At 40.9% G+C, this 16,901-nt stretch carries 12 protein-coding genes; 10 read left to right on the plus strand and 2 right to left on the minus strand.

The features are described 5' to 3' along the window. The first annotated feature begins 26 nt into the window (after nucleotides 1–26). On the plus strand, nucleotides 27–1,781 hold the full coding sequence (locus JKM87_RS03525; protein ID WP_202077900.1) for a penicillin-binding transpeptidase domain-containing protein: 1,755 nt from the start codon (nucleotides 27–29) through the stop codon (nucleotides 1,779–1,781). A 262-nt stretch (nucleotides 1,782–2,043) separates the two neighbouring features. On the opposite strand, the gene JKM87_RS03530 is transcribed toward JKM87_RS03525, so the two are convergent. Further along, nucleotides 2,044–3,849, minus strand: coding sequence for a BlaR1 family beta-lactam sensor/signal transducer (locus tag JKM87_RS03530; protein WP_202077905.1), 1,806 nt, complete (start codon nucleotides 3,847–3,849; stop codon nucleotides 2,044–2,046). A 1-nt stretch (nucleotide 3,850) separates the two neighbouring features. Next, nucleotides 3,851–4,237, minus strand: coding sequence for a BlaI/MecI/CopY family transcriptional regulator (locus JKM87_RS03535; protein WP_202077907.1), 387 nt, complete (start codon nucleotides 4,235–4,237; stop codon nucleotides 3,851–3,853). 297 nt (nucleotides 4,238–4,534) lie between these two features. On the opposite strand from JKM87_RS03535, the gene JKM87_RS03540 reads away from it, so the two are divergent. From JKM87_RS03540 to JKM87_RS03580, 9 genes are all read left to right on the plus strand, one after another. Beyond that, nucleotides 4,535–4,939, plus strand: a complete 405-nt coding sequence (locus tag JKM87_RS03540) for a DUF4830 domain-containing protein (RefSeq protein WP_202077908.1) — start codon at nucleotides 4,535–4,537, stop codon at nucleotides 4,937–4,939. A 200-nt stretch (nucleotides 4,940–5,139) separates the two neighbouring features. Then, entirely contained in the window at nucleotides 5,140–5,730 is a 591-nt protein-coding gene (locus tag JKM87_RS03545) for a TetR/AcrR family transcriptional regulator (protein ID WP_202077910.1), read from the plus strand. 157 nt (nucleotides 5,731–5,887) lie between these two features. Next, nucleotides 5,888–7,261 (plus strand): MFS transporter, encoded by a 1,374-nt coding sequence (locus JKM87_RS03550; protein ID WP_202077912.1) that lies wholly within the window; start codon nucleotides 5,888–5,890, stop codon nucleotides 7,259–7,261. Between the two features lie 57 nt (nucleotides 7,262–7,318). Further along, nucleotides 7,319–7,666, plus strand: a complete 348-nt coding sequence (locus tag JKM87_RS03555) for a VOC family protein (protein WP_202077914.1) — start codon at nucleotides 7,319–7,321, stop codon at nucleotides 7,664–7,666. Nucleotides 7,667–8,382: 716 nt separating this feature from the next. After that, complete coding sequence (locus JKM87_RS03560; RefSeq protein WP_202077915.1) at nucleotides 8,383–9,897, plus strand: sensor histidine kinase; 1,515 nt, start codon at nucleotides 8,383–8,385, stop codon at nucleotides 9,895–9,897. Next, on the plus strand, nucleotides 9,897–11,474 hold the full coding sequence (locus tag JKM87_RS03565) for a response regulator transcription factor (RefSeq protein WP_202077917.1): 1,578 nt from the start codon (nucleotides 9,897–9,899) through the stop codon (nucleotides 11,472–11,474). The genes JKM87_RS03560 and JKM87_RS03565 overlap by 1 nt, the downstream gene beginning before the upstream one ends. 202 nt (nucleotides 11,475–11,676) lie before the next feature. Beyond that, nucleotides 11,677–14,007, plus strand: a complete 2,331-nt coding sequence (locus JKM87_RS03570) for a beta-glucosidase (RefSeq protein ID WP_202077919.1) — start codon at nucleotides 11,677–11,679, stop codon at nucleotides 14,005–14,007. Nucleotides 14,008–14,294: 287 nt separating this feature from the next. Further along, nucleotides 14,295–15,599: an ABC transporter substrate-binding protein gene (locus JKM87_RS03575; protein WP_202077921.1), complete on the plus strand. Its 1,305-nt coding sequence runs from the start codon at nucleotides 14,295–14,297 to the stop codon at nucleotides 15,597–15,599. 396 nt (nucleotides 15,600–15,995) lie between these two features. After that, nucleotides 15,996–16,901 carry a carbohydrate ABC transporter permease gene (locus tag JKM87_RS03580; RefSeq protein WP_336885125.1) on the plus strand — a complete coding sequence of 302 codons (906 nt, stop codon included), beginning with the start codon at nucleotides 15,996–15,998 and terminating at the stop codon, nucleotides 16,899–16,901.

Here is a 16,901-nt window from a genome sequence, read left to right on the forward strand (position 1 = left end):
CAATGGGGGAAAGGGGAGGGGAGAAGGTGCCGAATCATACTAAAGCAAGATCTTTATCTTTCCGCTTGAATATTTTATTTTTGATCACGTTTGGGCTGTTTTCTGTTCTCATTTTTCGCTTAGGATTTTTGCAGATTGTACACGGTGAAGAATGGCGTCATCAATCAGACACGACCGTACGAAAAATCATGGTCGAGGCTCCGCGCGGCAAAATCATGGATCGCAACGAAGAGGTATTGGTTCAAAATACACCGATCTATACGGTGACCTATACAGAGAATAGTCGTTTTTCCCCTCATAATCGGGAGATCGTAGCAGAACGTCTGGCAAAACTGTTGGATTGGGATAAGGGAGCCATACTTCATGAGATGGACAAAGGGGTTCCCTTTGCCCCAACGAGAATCAAACAGGATTTATCATTTGAGACTGTTTCAAAGATAGAAGAAAATCGAGCAGAACTGCCCGGCATCGATATGATGATTGACGCAGAGAGGGCGTATCCATACGGCCCACTTTTTCGACATTTCTTGGGGAAAGTGGGGCCTATTCAGGCTGATCAACTGCAGTATTACCAATCGAGGGGATATCGCATGAATGACATGGTCGGAACCAGTTACCTGGAGTGGCAATATGAGGAGCAGTTGCGGGGGAAAGAAGGTGTGATCGAAGTGACGGTCGATCGTCAACTGAAACCGATGGGTGATCCCGTCTTCAGTCCTGGTCAGCGCGGGAACGATTTAGTGCTGACGATTGACCGTAAGTTGCAACAGACGATTGAAAATGTCATTGAGGACACCATCGCCGAAAATGACATGGTGGATGAAGCTTTTTTCGTGGCTATGAATCCTAAAACGGGTGAAATTCTTGGCATGTCTAACGATGTGAGAACAATCGGAGCAGGCAAAACGTCATATGCCATGGGTTCTACGGTTAAAATGGCCACTGTCCTTATGGGGCTTCAGGAAGGGGTTGTGACGCCGAACACGACGATATATGATACGCCGATGCGCATTGGAAATCTAACCAAAAAATCGTGGACAAATCTAGGGAATGTGAATACGTTAACAGCGTTACAGCGATCATCTAATATCTTCATGTTCCGTATTGGACTTGACTTGAATCATCGTTTAGGAGACCGCCAGGAAGCATTTGACCGAGCGCATTATTATTTTTCACAGTTCGGGTTAGGGGTTAAGACCGGCATCGATCTTCCCGAAGAGTATGATGGATATAAAAGTGACGCAACATTGTTAGGGCTATTGGCCGACTTTATGATTGGACAATATCATAATTATACCCCGCTACAATTAGCTCAGTATGTCTCCACCATCGCCAACGATGGCTATCGTATGCAGCCTTATGTGGTAAAGGAGATTCGTCGAGGGACTACGGGGGAAGTAGACTTGCTGCAGGTGGTGAAGAAAACGGAACCTAAAGTCCTTAATCGCGTGGATATGAGTGATGACGATATTCAACTCGTCAAACGGGGAATGGAGATGGTGACAGAGCCAGGTGGTACTGCTTATCGTATATTTCGTGACTTCCCTGTAAAAGTCGCAGCTAAAACGGGAACGGCACAAACGGTTGAGGCTGACGGTTCTTTTGGGAACAACCATACCTTGCTTGTCGGTTATGCCCCTGCCGATGATCCGCAGATTGCTTTTGCTTCTGTTGTACCCAAATCGCAGAAGTCGAATTCCCAGGGGCAAGTGGCCTACGCCCAGTTGATTACCAAACAGATTCTAACGGCGTTCTTTGATTTAAATGAACATAGAGAGTAGAATAAGTCCAGAGATGCGTGAATGACACAGGATAGCAGTAAAATAGGGGAATCCTTACGTCCGTTCTTACTCAGGCCAAATGTGTTAGCCTTCGTCGGTAAGTCGGTAACTCGAGCTGCGCTCAATGGTTACTTCGCAAGGCTAACACATGAGAATCAACAATCAAGAGCCCCTCATGAAGGCGATAGATAGGCTCTCCTGTACATCGCTCCATGCCTGATTCGGGGCCCTACCTCGGGGCACTCCGTTTTGTCCAAGAATCTTATCGTGGGCTAGTAGTAGATTGATAAATCCCTTCTTCCTCTAAGATGGCCAATGCGATATTGGCAGCCGCGCGCCCACCTGACTGCTTGTCACCTTGGATATGAACCGCAAAGACGTAATAATTCTCTCGTGATTCTACATATCCCACAAACCAACCATCTATATCTTCTCCGTTAAGAACAGCCGTCCCCGTTTTACAATATAAGCGAAGACCATTCGATTCCTCCAGAAGCAAGGCGTCCTTCACCGTTTCAACGTTCGTCTGGGCAAATTCGAAATCATTAAGATAGAACTTCTTCAATAATTCTACCTGTTCGACAGGAGAAATCTTGAGGGAATCCAGCCAATAATCTGAGATATGACCGGATAGATTTCTGTTTCCGTAGTTTATTTGTTCGTAGTAGTGCTGTAATGTCTCTTTACCCATCTGTTGATCAAGATGCTGGAAATACCATGTGGCTGAGCTTTCCATCGCAGAGAATAAATCATGGTCCTGATGCCATTCCTCATACTGATAGACTGTGCCATCCCACGTCAGATTTGAATCCTCCTTAGTAATAATCCCGGACTCTAGCGCAAACAATGCACTGAATATCTTATAAGTGGAGGCGGGTGCATATCTTGTCGTACTTTCCTCTTCATTATAGATGGTATACTGATCCTTGCTTGCATCATACAGTACCGCACTTCCGGAACGTTCGTCAAAGAAGTTGTCATTTTTGTACGTCACATTCGTATAAGCAAAATCATGTTTATCTTTGTTCATAGCCATGACAGATAAAGAGGGGATACTCATTAGAATGACGGCTAACACAGTGACGAAGACGAGCGCGCTTTTCAGTTTAAGCGGACGTGATTCTGCTTGAAAATTTAAGATGGTCGCCAGGCGTCTCTTGACTTGTTTGTAGGAGTGGCTCATTTCCGAAGCCGTTAGCAAAGAGGATGTTCGTTGAGAAAGAGAAGCAAATTTTAAAATTACCTCAGCATAGTTAAGATGCGCTTCCTGCTCTAGTGATGTTAAAACGGCATAATCACAAGACATCTCCATCTCCGTTTTCATTTCCCTTAAGAAATACCAGACGAGCGGATTAAACCAATAGACCGTTTGAAACAAACACATGACGTAATTTACAAGCATATCTCTACGTTTACAATGGTACAGCTCATGAAGCAAAACACATTTCAGTTCCTCAGTAGAAAACATAGACATATGATCGGGTAGGACAATATAGGGGCGGATTAGCCCAAACGTTATAGGGGATTTGACCAATGAAGAGTGCCCTAATATAACGTCTTTATGAATATGGAGTTTCTTTTTGCATGCAGAAAAAACCGTGAGTAACGGTTTGTTTTCAACAACGTGTAGACTTTTCTTTATTTTACCGATTCTTAGAATGCTAGATAACGTCATTAGAAGCACAGCGATCATGCCGGTGATCCACAGGAGGAAAAAACTGACCTCCATCATACCGAATGAGGATTGTTCAATGGACATCGAAAAGTCTTGTAGCCAATGTGTGTTCTGTAGCATTGCTTGTGTCGTGTTCCCAGCAGCAGCACTATCCGAAGCGTTCGACTCACTCATGCCCACGCTCATGATCCAGTCATAGAATGGTTGTAAAGTTTGAGACTGTAAGGGGATAAAAGGAGCAACTAAGGCCAAAAGAGAAATCAAACTCATGTGATACTGGCTATTCACAGTGATGTGGCTCTTGACGGCTTTTTTAATGAAGATAATGATGCAAAGGATCACAGATAATAGGAGATGACTGATGAGAAAGGGTGTAAAGAAAGAAAGGTCCATGTTATTCCTTCTTTCTGTTCTTATGTTCTTCTAACATGTGATACAACTCATTAATTTCATCATCCGAGAGCTTATCTTTTTCCAAAAAGTTCAACACCATAGAATGAAGGGCACCATCGTAAAAACGATGTAAAAAACTATCACTCTCGACTTCGATGTAATCACTTTGGGCTACATTCGGTGTATAAACAAAGACGCGACCTTCCTTATGGTTACTTAAGGCCCCTTTTTTCAGTAGCCGTAACAACATTGTTTGAATGGTTTTTGGGCTCCATGTCGCTGTTTGGGATAGCTTCTCAACCACCTCATTCGTATTGATGGGATGATGCTTCCAGATAATTTTCATTACTTCTAATTCAGCTTCCGAAATTTGAGGTAAATCTTTCATACAAACCACCCTTAAACTTACGATTGTAATAATATTATTATAGGGTTCAACTTTTGTGAAGTCAATGAGGATCAGCCGAATAGCAGGGATAAAGGAATAGAAACTCAAATACTGCAATGTCAGCACATTTAAAATATATAAACACATGATCAGAGATAGAGGCTGATTTAGAACTCATTATACAGCCTTATTTGCCTTCTTTTACAGGTTGGAGAGTGTGCTAACGAGCAGGTTAATGGAACATTTCAATTTATTTGTGCGTCTAGTAACAAAGGAATGTGTTAAGGGGGTGGTTTTTTGAGAAATAGAATATGTCTCATATTAATTGGATTGTTCATCATTTCTGGTTGTGGTCAAGAGAGCTTAAATGAACATCATAAACAGTACTTAGCAGATAGAGGGTGGGAAATTAACAAAGCGACTGAAGTCAAAACCTACATATTAAACATGCCACAGGAAGTGCTAAGTGATTATGAAGCGAGCGGGATCACCTTCTTGGAAGATTATGTAGGCCAAGAAGTGACAAGCCATACTTACGAGTTAAAGGAAACAGATACTGATGGGGAACGTTTAAAAGCAGTCGTATTTGAAGCCGAAGACGACATTATTGGAGGTTTTGGCGTACTTCCTAATTGGTCACCAGGTAGATTTGATTTGAGCGAAAAAGAACGTTTAATCAATGATAATAAGATTAAACAGTAAAAATTTAAGTAAGGTTATAGTAGGTGGCGTAACATATTTTGTGTAAGCCCATAAAAATAGCCTGTTGAGCTTTTTTAACAGGCTATTTTGACGTGAAATATCTTTAACGATACTACGTCAGATGTACCTTGACAGTGAAAGGATAGTGGTATACTATTAAGTCAGTCAGTACTGACATTATTTTGGGGGTTGAGTAACGAATGGCTTCAAGTCGAAAAAAGGAAACTTCAGAAAAAATTATGGATGCGGCTATTGAGCTGTTTTCTAAGAATGGATTTGACGGTGTGACAACAGAGGAAATCGCTGCCGCAGCTGGTTTTAGTGAGAAGACGTTGTTTCGCCATTTCAAAAGTAAGCAGAATTTATTAGAGCAGGCCATTGATCGCTATCACTATGCAGATGAAATGCGTGCGATTTTTGACAATGAGCTTAGTGGGAATGTATATGATGATTTGAGGTTAATTAGTGAGAATTACCACAGGATTATGTACCGAAACCGCAAGATGCTGCGAGTGATTATGAAAGTCGGAAATAACCTTCCGGGACTGCATCAATATGCTCATAGGCATCCGAGAGCATTGCAGGAATTTTTAACTCAATATTTTGGGGATATGAAAAAACAAAATAAACTGCGTGATGTAGATGAAGAAAAGGTAGCGATTACTTTTTTGTATATGAACTTTGGTTTAGCACAGGGAAGAATGAATGAGGACCCGGCGTTTTCTGATGAAGAATTTAAAGCATTGTTGAAAGAAAGTGTTGACCTTTTTACTAGGGGATTAACTCCCTAATTAAACTCCCTCATCATTTTTTTACTATAAAGCATCATTAATATCAACGAAAGCATAAGAAAAACTAAAACTTCTATTAAGATTGGGTAAGAAGCCAAGTTTTTCTTTACTGCTATAAATGTCAGTCAGTACAGACTAACCTTAAGGAGGAATGAGAATGATAAATATAATGAGGAAACGCAATGAAACGTTGCTCATTTTAGTGATGTTAACCGTTACCCTGTCCTCTATGAGTATTCTGCTTTTCAACTTTGTCCTTCCGTTAATCCGGGAGGAGTTTCAACTCAATAGCTCCCAAGTCAGTTGGGTTACCTCTTCGTATACGCTTTTATACGGAATTGGAACGGCTATTTATGGAAAAATGGCCGATCGTTACAAACTGAAGCACTTGTTAACATTTGGCTTAATTGTATTCAGTTTAGCTTCTTTACTTGGCTTCTTTTCCACTTCCTACTGGCTGCTGTTGGTCGCAAGATGTCTACAGGCTATCGGAGCTGCATCTATTCCGGCGGCTGCAACGCTAATCCCGATTCGCTATTATCCATTGGAACAGAGAGGCAAAGCGATGGGTACCGTATTTGCTGGTGTCGCGCTAGGAAATGCACTTGGTCCAATGACTTCCGCAATGATTGTTAGTGTGTTGGATTGGAGGTGGTTGTTTGCGGTTCCAATGTTACTGGTATTCACCTTACCCCTTTATATAAAATTTCTGGGAGACGAACAAACGACGGAATCAAGAATTGATTGGCTGGGCGGCGCTTTGTTGGCAGTCAGTGTGGCACAATTTTTATTAGCTGCCACGATTTATATAGGATGGGTGATTGGCGGAGTGATCGCGTTCATCTGTTTTATCACACGTATCCGTACTGCTAAGGATCCATTTGTGCAACCGGTGCTTTTTAAGAATCGAGCGTACACTTTTTATCTTATGCTAGCATTTGTTGTCACAGGCATTGGTTATTCTTTATTTTTCACCACTCCTTTATTTCTGGCAGAGGTGCATGATCTTCAAGCGAGTATTATTGGTTTAGTGATGGTGCCTGCCGCAGCAGTTACAGCACTTTTGAACCGGCAGGGAGGACAGCTGGCAGATAGCAAAGGTCCAAACGTTTTATTCTTTATTGCCTCGGTATTATTGTTCTCTTGTTACTTCCTTTTGTCCACGTTTATTGGTTCCAGTGTATGGCTGATTGCTTGTTTGCTTATATTGGGGTACGTAGGTCAATCGTTCATGGGGATTGTGATGTCGAGGTCAATTTCGTTAACGTTGCCGTCGAAGCATGCAGGTATAGGTATGGGGTTGTTAATGATGCAAAACTTTATTTCAGGTTCGTTTGCTATTGCAGTTTATAGTAGGATCATTGATTTTGAAACAAGCCGTTCATGGAATCCGCTATCTGCCTCTTTGGCGGGATCTATCTACAGTAATCTCTTTCTAGGGTTGGCGATTTTGTGTGTGGCTGTTTTTGCTATATATCGTTATAACGTGCGACATAGTTCAAAAAGAAGCATGCGGGAAATTGAGGGATGAATATGTTGCACGTGAAGTCGTGTTACGTATTTCATAATGGTGAGAGGGGGTGATGTAGTGAAACTTAGACACTTAAATTTAACTGTTGATGATGTTGAAGCTTCTCGGAAGTTCTTAGAAACATATTTTGATATGAAATGGGTTGGCGGCAACGGAAAAGGGTTTGCTGTCATGTTTGATGATGACCAGTTCGTATTGACATTAATGAAAGGGATGAACGTTCAATATCCGAAAACCTTTCATGTTGGCTTTCCTCAAGAGAGTAGAGAAAAAGTGGACGACATTAACAAGCGTCTAAAAACTGATGGTTATGAAGTGGATGCTCCGATTGAATCTCATGGATATACCTTTTATGTTCAAGCTCCAGGTGAGTTTACTGTTGAAGTTATCAAAAGAAACGGGTAGAAAGTGATTAAATTTGATATAAAAATTGCAGACTGTAGACAAAGTACCTAAAGGTACTTCAGGTCTACGGTCTTTTTTGTAGAATGACGTTAAGGAAAAAGGATGAGGAGAATAGAAATGTTACGATCATTTTTATCATCAATGGGGTCCACGTATCGATGGATATAAGCCAGCTGACACGTTTAGTTTTGAATATTACGATGAACGTTTTAAAGGAAATGATCATTCAGAATCGATATTAGAAGTTTGGTTTGCACTTTCTAAACTTTAGGGTTTGTTAATTTTGTTAATCTTTAATGTTGCTCATTAGTTAAAAAATTACCCTACCTTCATTTTCAAAGGTTTCCCGTTCAAATAGAAATATCGTTACTACTAATCAAAAAGAGAATAGTGTTCTAATGATTGGCAAACCCTTTCCCAACAACAGTTTTCTTATCTACATCAACGAAAACAGTTAGTCTTCCCAAAGAATCTGTCTCTGTATTATTAAAAGTAACAGAATAAACCTCACTTTCGTCATAAAGGGATTAGCTTACAGACAGCTCAAATTTGAAAATGGATGACTGAGGAAAGACTTTCATTTTATATTCCTTAACGAGGCATTTTAGTTTAAGAGTAATAGACTATTTACGAACAGCCACCATTTGAGTGGCTGTTTCTATTTGTTATGATAAGATGTGTGAATATAAAGAAAACTCTTATAAGTGGGTGAAGATATGAATGTAACCATTCAAAATAAGCTTACGGCCTATTTCTGTATTTTAATCATATCCATGAGTGTCGTTACTTTTTATATTTATCAAAGTAGTGAGAGATCGATTCGTCAGTACGATGACATCCTGCAGAGGTTTCTGTTGTTAAATGAGATCACGCAACGGAACAACCAAGTACATGAGTTGTTCCAGTCCTATTTACTCGTGCCCACTGAGGATAAACGACGTCAGTATGAAGAGTACAGGGCAGACATTCAGCAGTTACAAGGAGAATTCGCTCAACTGGAGGTAGCTGATGAGGTACGTCCCATGCATAAAAACTATTATCATATGCTCTCCTATTTCTTTAATCGGATGGATCTGGCGATGGACACGTACACGAAGCACAGCTGGGAGCATTTTCAATATAGAGAAGATGTGCAGAAGGTGGCCTCATGGTTAAATGAAACGAGTCTATCTTTTATCCATCATGAATTGCAAAGTTATCATGAATTACATCATGGTATTTTAATGAAAAATCAGCATCACCTGTCCTTAGGATTGATGGCCGTCATTTTCTTTTTTAATCTGAGCCTGTTATTCACCTATGTGTTCTGTAAGAGAGTAACGGACCCCATACGGTTCCTCGCCAAACAAGCCAAAGAACTTTCCAAAGGGCGCTTTGATATTGAAGATGCACCAGAGAATAGGCAAGATGAGTTTGCGATCCTAAACCGGACGTTTAATCAGATGAAAAGAAGTATCCAGAAATTAATTCTCGAAATGAAGCAAAAAGCTGCGCTTGAAACGGAGCTGAAAGAACAAACGATACAAAATATTGAAATGAACCATCTGTTAAAAGAAATGGAACTGCGCACTTTACAGAATCAAATGAATCCGCACTTTTTATTTAATACGCTTAATACGTTATCCAAGATGGCCTATATTGAGGGGGCAGAAAAATCTAGCGATCTCATTGTTTCCGTGTCCAGCCTCCTGCGTTACTGCCTAAAGTCTTTAGATCAGCCGGTCACGTTAAAAGATGAGATTAATCATGTTCGTGATTATTTTGAGATTCAAAGGAGTCGTTTTGGCCAGCGCGTCACGTTTGATATGAATATTGACAGCAATGACTTATCTCACACTGTGCCACTTTTGACGTTACAGCCATTGGTTGAAAATGCGTGTATTCATGGCATTGATACGTTGGAGGAAGGCGCCGTCATACGTGTCAATGTTTATGATACACAGGGTCATACACTTATTGACGTTTATGATAATGGGGTAGGCATAGATGAAGAGACATTAGAAGAGACCTTATCTCATCTGCAAAATCAGCAGGTTCAACAGAACGACCTACAGTCAACGAATCGAAAAGGTCATACGACAGGGATTGGTTTATCGAATGTGTTCAAACGATTATCTTTATTCTATCAAGATCACAATGTCATGGATATCCATTCAAAACCAGGAGAAGGGACACGCATTCGATTAAAACTTCCCAAACAAAATACTCAATTAAATGAGGGGGTCTCATGATGTATAAACTTTTAATCGTTGACGATGAAGGATTGGAAAGACAAGCTTTAAGATCAATGTTAGAGCAGATGATGGATGATATAGAGGTCGTGGGTGAAGCGGAAAATGGGAGAAAAGCAATCGAACTAGCCGATCAGTTGAGACCCGATATTGTCACAATGGATATCAAAATGCCGGGAATGGATGGACTTGAAGCGATTGAAGAGATCCAAACCATTGAACCCAATGTTAAATTTATTGTGCTCTCAGCCTTTGATACATTCAGTTATGCTCAGGAGGCTATGAAGCTTAAAGTGACGCACTATTTGTTAAAACCGTATAAACGAGATGAATTAATAAAAACAGTTGGTGATATCTGCGGTCAAGTCGATCAAGAGCGTGAGGAACGTCAAGAAAAACGAGACTTAAGAGATCGGGTCGGACATGTTCAGAACCTAGCGGAAATAGAGTGGGTTTCGACTTTAATCCATGATCAGGTTCAGGATATGTCTCTACAAGAGTTAAATCACCTATTAGATATAAAGGTCCACTATGGCGTCGGTGTGATTCTTCATTGTTATACCAAAGATCAATGCCAGATGGATCAAGGGCAAAAACAGGCTTTGTATAGGCATATTAAAGCAACCATTAAAAAAAGAACACCATGCCTGGTGGGACCGATGATGGGGCAACATCTCCCTATTTTTATACTAAAAGAAAAAGAAAACCTGTCCATGTCCTTACGAAGTCATGCTGTCTTTGCTATACGTGATTTATTTAAAGCGGTCTCTAAGGATTCAACTTTCCGAACCATTCATGTATGTGCAGGCGTTGGCCGCCAATATGATTCGTTAGAAGGATTAAAACATTCTTACCACGAAGCATTGATTGCGTCCAGAGATCAGTTCTATAAAGCGAATATTCGTTTTTATGAAGATCTCCTGCAAGAGGGAGATTCCCATGGGATCCCTTTTGATAAAGAGAAATTATTCATTCAAGCGATTCAAAAGAGCGATGAAGAGCAAGCTCTACCATTATTTGAAGCACTCTTCACTCACATTCTTCAAACACAAGAGGGTCAATTGGCGCAGATTATCCGCTATGTCACAGAACTGTTTGTTGTCATGACACGTATGAATGAAGAACTAGGGGGACTGACACATGAGATGACTGATTTCAGTCATGTTTCCTCTATTGAGCAATTAAGAGAAACGGCTCTCTACCGGTTAAAAATCATCATCAAACGTATGAGAGATGAAGATGAAAAGCAATCTGCAAGCTTACTGGAAAAAGCTAAGTTATATATCGAGGAGCACTACAATGAGGAGATGACATTGGACTCCGTTTCCAAATATATTAATTTGAGCCCTTATTACTTTAGTAAAATTTTTAAAGAAGCATTTCAAATGAATTTCATTGATTATTTGACCCATATCCGAATTGAAAAAGCCAAATCCCTCATGGCATCTTCAAGTTACAGTTTAAAAGAAATTTGTTATGAAGTCGGTTACCGTGACCCCAACTATTTCAGTCGTGTTTTTAAAAAAAGTGAAGGAATAACGCCCTCTGAGTATCGGGTCAAACAAGGACAGAGCTAAATGAATACGGGCACCAAAAACCTCTTCTGAACCTTAGTTCAAAAGAGGTTTTTTGTAGGGGAGACTTAACGCTAAGGACAAAATAATCCAGTATCATCACATTAATTTGAAGCTTATTTTGAAAATTTTATATATTTTATTTGTTATCATTTTAATTGTAAGCGTTTACAAAATACAAAAAATGAAAAAAGGGAGGTCAATCATGAAGAGATTGAAGATTTTCTTGTCATTGGCACTTGCTTTAACGTTGGTACTACCCGTGTATGGTGACCCAACAGCCGCCACACAGGAGGAGCAACCGCCACAGTTAGTTGATGAAGCATCTATTGAAGCTGTCATAGATGCTATGACGTTGAGAGAAAAGGCTGCTTTACTTGTAGGAGGCAATAAGGAAGTCCTAGAAGAAACCGATAATGAAATTATTGGTGATCAGGCTACGAAAGTACCCGGTGCAGCTGGCCAAACGCAAGGCATACCACGTTTAGGGATTCCATCCATTGTGATGGCAGACGGCCCTATGGGTGTCAGAATTAGCCCAACAAGAGAAGAGGATGAGCATACTTACCACGCGACTCAATTCCCACTTCCAATAAGCATTGGCGCCTCATGGGATACAGAGCTGGTTAATGAAATGGGAAACACAATCAGTGATGAAATGAGAGCATACGGAATTGATTTGTTACTAGCCCCAGGATTAAACACTCAGAGTTACCTTCTTAACGGGAGAAATCATGAATATTTTTCAGAGGATCCAGTCCTAACAGGGAAAATGACGAGTGCTTTTACAGATGGGGTTCAAGAAAATGGTGTAGGCGTCACGCTTAAGCATTTGGCAGCTTACAATCAGAGAGCAGATAATAATGTCGATTCAATTGTGAGTCAGAGAGCTTTAAGAGAAATATATCTTAAAGGTTTTGAGATGGCTGTAAAAGACGCTGATCCATGGGCCGTTATGGACTCCTATAATAAGATCAATGGCACATGGGCCACTGAGCATCAAGCACTTTTAACAGATGTGTTAAGAGACGATTGGGGATTCAACGGCATTGCCATGACCGATTGGGAATTTGGTGCTAGAAACGTCGCTAAACAGATGGAGGCGGGGACAAACTTACTGATGCCCGGTCGACCGGAGCAAGTAGACGCCATCGTCGATGCGGTTAACAGTGGGACTCTCGATGAAGCGATTTTAGATCGCAATGTTGAAGAGATGCTACGTATCATTGTTCAAACACCAACATTTAAAGGTGAGACGGTATCTAACAATCCTGATCTGAATAGAAATGCCAAGGTTTCAAGACAAGCGGCAGCGGACGGGATGGTTCTACTTAAAAATGAAGGAAATGCCCTACCGATTGATCCGGATGTCAGTGTTTCAGTATTTGGTACACCACAAATCGAACCCATGTTTGGTGGAAGAGGAAGCTCTCTCAATTTTCCCGCTGAGCAGGTAGGGATTGTTGAAGGTTTAGATAACGCTGGATTCCAATTGAATAAAGATTTGTATGAGAAATATGAGACGTATGTGGAGGAATTAAGAGCCACTGATGAATATAAACAAACACCAGGTAACTTTTTTGTTTCAACTTTTCCCACCCTACCGGAAATGGATGTGACTGAAGAGGCTGTCACGGCAGCAGAAAACACTGATGCAGCTATCATTGTTTTAGCATCTGAATTCGGAAGTTACGGCAATGATAGATCAAAGGAAGATTTTTATTTGTCCGATTCTAAACAACAAATGATAGAGCATGTCTCAGCAGCTTATCGTGCTCAAGGTAAACCTGTTATTGCCATATTGAACGTTGAAGGTCCGTTGGAAGTGGTGAGCTGGCGAGATAAAGTTGATGCCATTGTCGTTGGATGGCAGCCGGGACAGGAGTTTGGTCATGCGTTAGCAGACGTCATCACAGGAGCCGTTAATCCATCAGGAAAACTTCCGTTGACATGGCCAGTAGACTATAGTGATCTTCCGTATGCTGACAGATACCCTGGCGATGGTGAATTGGTATATGAAGAAGATATTTATGTCGGGTACCGTTACAATACAACATTTGATGTCACACCTGCTTATGCATTTGGATACGGCTTATCTTACACTGATTTTAATTATAGTCATGTGAGAACAACTCGAAATGGTCAGTTTAAAGACAAAATCACGATCTTTACAACGATAGAGAATACAGGAGATACGGTTGGGAGAGAAGTGGTGCAGGTTTATGTCAGCAAGCCAGATGGAAAACTTGAGAAACCGGAGCTAGAATTAGCGGCTTTCGGTAAAACAAAAGAACTACGCCCCAATCAGAGAGAGAATCTAAAATTTGAGCTCCAGGCAAAAGACATTGCTTCATTTGATGAAGAGTTATCCGCATGGGTTCTAGAACAAGGAACGTACGAAGTAAAAGTAGGCTCTTCATCCACAGATATTAAAGGGACAGTCGCATTTACTGTCAAACAGGACACTATAGTAGAAGAAGTGAATGATGTTTTAGCACCACAAGTAGACATTGATAGACTCTCTAAGGGAAATTGATCTTTAGTTTTTATAAACGGTAAAGTGTACTCACGTTCTAAAATCCCATTGTAGGTTCTATCACGATGATATCTACAATGGGTTTCTTATGAGGATAAAAACAAAAAATGCTAGCCTTAACGACCTCTGATAAGCATAAGCTTTAAAAAGAAACGGGAAGCATCTTAAAAATGTCTAGCAAATAACAATATACTACAGGTTTTCATTCAACCATAACGACTCATTTTATGATTAAATAGGTTATGAAAACGGTTACAAGTTGTCTAAAACCAAGGGGGAATAAAATGATGAATTTAAAGAGATTATCAATCCTGACAGCTTTGTTCATGGCTTTGCTACTGATAGCGGCTGCTTGTGGATCGGAAGAAGCTGCTCAAGATGAAGAAGGGACAGAAGCAACAGGTGATGTTTCAGAAGGGGAATTAGAAATCTTCAGTTGGTGGACCGGTGCTGGTGAAGAAGCAGGTTTACTCGCTTTAATTGAACTTTTTGAAGAAAAGCATCCAGATGTAAAAGTCATTAATGCAGCTGTAGCAGGTGGAGCGGGTACGAATGCGCAAGCCGTATTGGCCAGCCGTATGCAAGGGGATGATCCTCCTGGGACGTTCCAAATTCATGGTGGTGCTGCTTTAAATACAGGATGGGCCGCGGCAGGGAAAATGGAACCGCTGAATGATTTATATGAAGAAGAAGGATGGACGGAGAAATTTCCTGAAGACCTCATCAATTTGGTGCAAACAGATGGCCAGATCTATTCTGTACCGGTCAATATTCACAGAAGTAATGTGTTATGGTATAACGTTGCAATTTTTGAAGAGCATGGGTTAACAGCACCAACCACATTCGATGAATTTTTTGATGTCGCTGACCAATTACAAGCGGCGGGCGTGACGCCGTTAGCACTTGGTGATCGAGGGGAATGGACGGCTACACATCTTTTAGAATCTGTTTTACTCGGGACATTAGGTGCTGATAAGTATAATCAACTGTGGACAGGTGACCTCGATTTCGATAGTGCAGAAGTAAGAGAGGCAATGGAAAACTTTAAGCAAATGTTAGCGTATATCAATGAAGATCATGCCGCACGTAACTGGCAGGATGCGGCTCAAATGGTGGCTAACGGAGAAGCGGCTATGAATGTGATGGGTGACTGGGCCGCAGGTTACTTTACTGCTGATCTTAATTTGGAACCAAATAAGGACTTTGGTTGGGTGGCGCCTCCAGAAACATCAGGTCTGTTTATGGTCATAACGGATACGTTTGGATTACCAACAGGGGTAGAAGATCCTGAAGTGGTGAAAGACTTCTTAAGAGTGCTAGGTTCTGTCGAAGGACAGGATACCTTTAATCCGTTAAAAGGATCAATCCCGGCACGTGTGGACGCAGATGTGTCCAAGTATAACGAATATGGACAAAAAACGATTCAAGAATTTAATGAAAGCGTACTCACCCCAACTTTGGCACATAATTCAGCGGCACCAGCTGGTTTTGTTCAACAAATCAACCAAGCGGTTAACGTCTTTGTCTCATCAGGAAATGTCGATCAATTTGTGCAAAGTGTTCAACTTGCACAGGACGAACATATCAAGTAAATAGCCAGTAGAAGAGTATGTAGTAGGAGAGTATGTAGTAGAGAGTATGTCAGTAGGAGTGAATGGAGGTGGTAGTGAACCTACTATCACCTTTATTTTTCTCTACACGTTTAATTAGGAAACATCATTTGTAAGCCGTAGCCGTTGAGATAACTCAGAAGGGCATCAATTTAAGCCGTAGCCGTTGAGATGGTTTTCAGAGCCATCAGTGGTTTACAAAGCAGTAGTCACAACAAAACATGTTTTCATATTTATGAAATAAAATCTGAAACGAATCTGAAACGAATCAACTAGAAAAGGGAAGAGGGGGGTTTAAGCGTGAGCCAAACGAACTATGCCTATGATAAAGAAGTCAAACCGAATCAACGAACGCATTCAAAAGCTTATCGGCCTAAGATTTCATCTGAAAAAGTACTTCCATTCCTGTTCATCCTGCCGTCTATCATTGCCATTGCGATCTTTGTTTACGGGTTTATCAGCTGGACAGGGTACGTTTCCTTAACAAATTGGACGACGTTGGTGAAGGACTTATCCTTTGCCGGTCTTAAAAACTATGCGTTTCTTTTTAATGATTATCGTTTCCAATCGGATATGCGTAACACACTATTTTTTACACTATTTTTTATTGTAGGTGTGTCAGGTTTAGGGTTCTTCCTCGCTGTATTTATTGATCAGAACATTAGACAAGAGTCTTTATTCCGTAATATTTTTATGTTTCCTATGGCCTTATCCTTTGTTGTCACCGGTGTTGTCTGGCAATGGCTGTTCAACCCTAGTACTGGCGTTAATCTACTCTTAGAGCGTTTAGGGATTGAAAGTTTACCACGATGGTATACGGATACGACCATCGCCTTCAGTTTTCCACTCGGAAGTATTGAATTTGGTTTACCTATAGCCATGATTGCTGTTGTCATCGCAGCCGTATGGCAAATGACAGGATTCTCTCTGGCCATGTATTTAGCCGGTATAAGAGCCATTCCTGATGAAGTACGAGAAGCGGCACGTGTCGATGGTGCAACTGAAATGCAGGTTTATCGTAGAGTGATATTTCCAATGCTCATGCCTATTACCGTCAGTGTAGCGATTATTATGGCTCATATTTCACTAAAAATATTTGATTTGGTTTATGCCATGACAGGTTCAGGATCAAACTTTGTTACAGATGTCCCAGCGATGTATATGTTTGAGACGACCTTTCGTGGAAACAATTTTGCTCATGGGGCAGCGATAGCGGTTATTATGCTACTATTTGTCGCTATTTTTATCGTGCCTTATCTTATCGGAAACAGGAGGGGGGATTAA

Source organism: Caldalkalibacillus salinus (assembly GCF_016745835.1).
GTDB classification, from domain to species: Bacteria; Bacillota; Bacilli; order Caldalkalibacillales; family JCM-10596; genus Caldalkalibacillus_A; species Caldalkalibacillus_A salinus.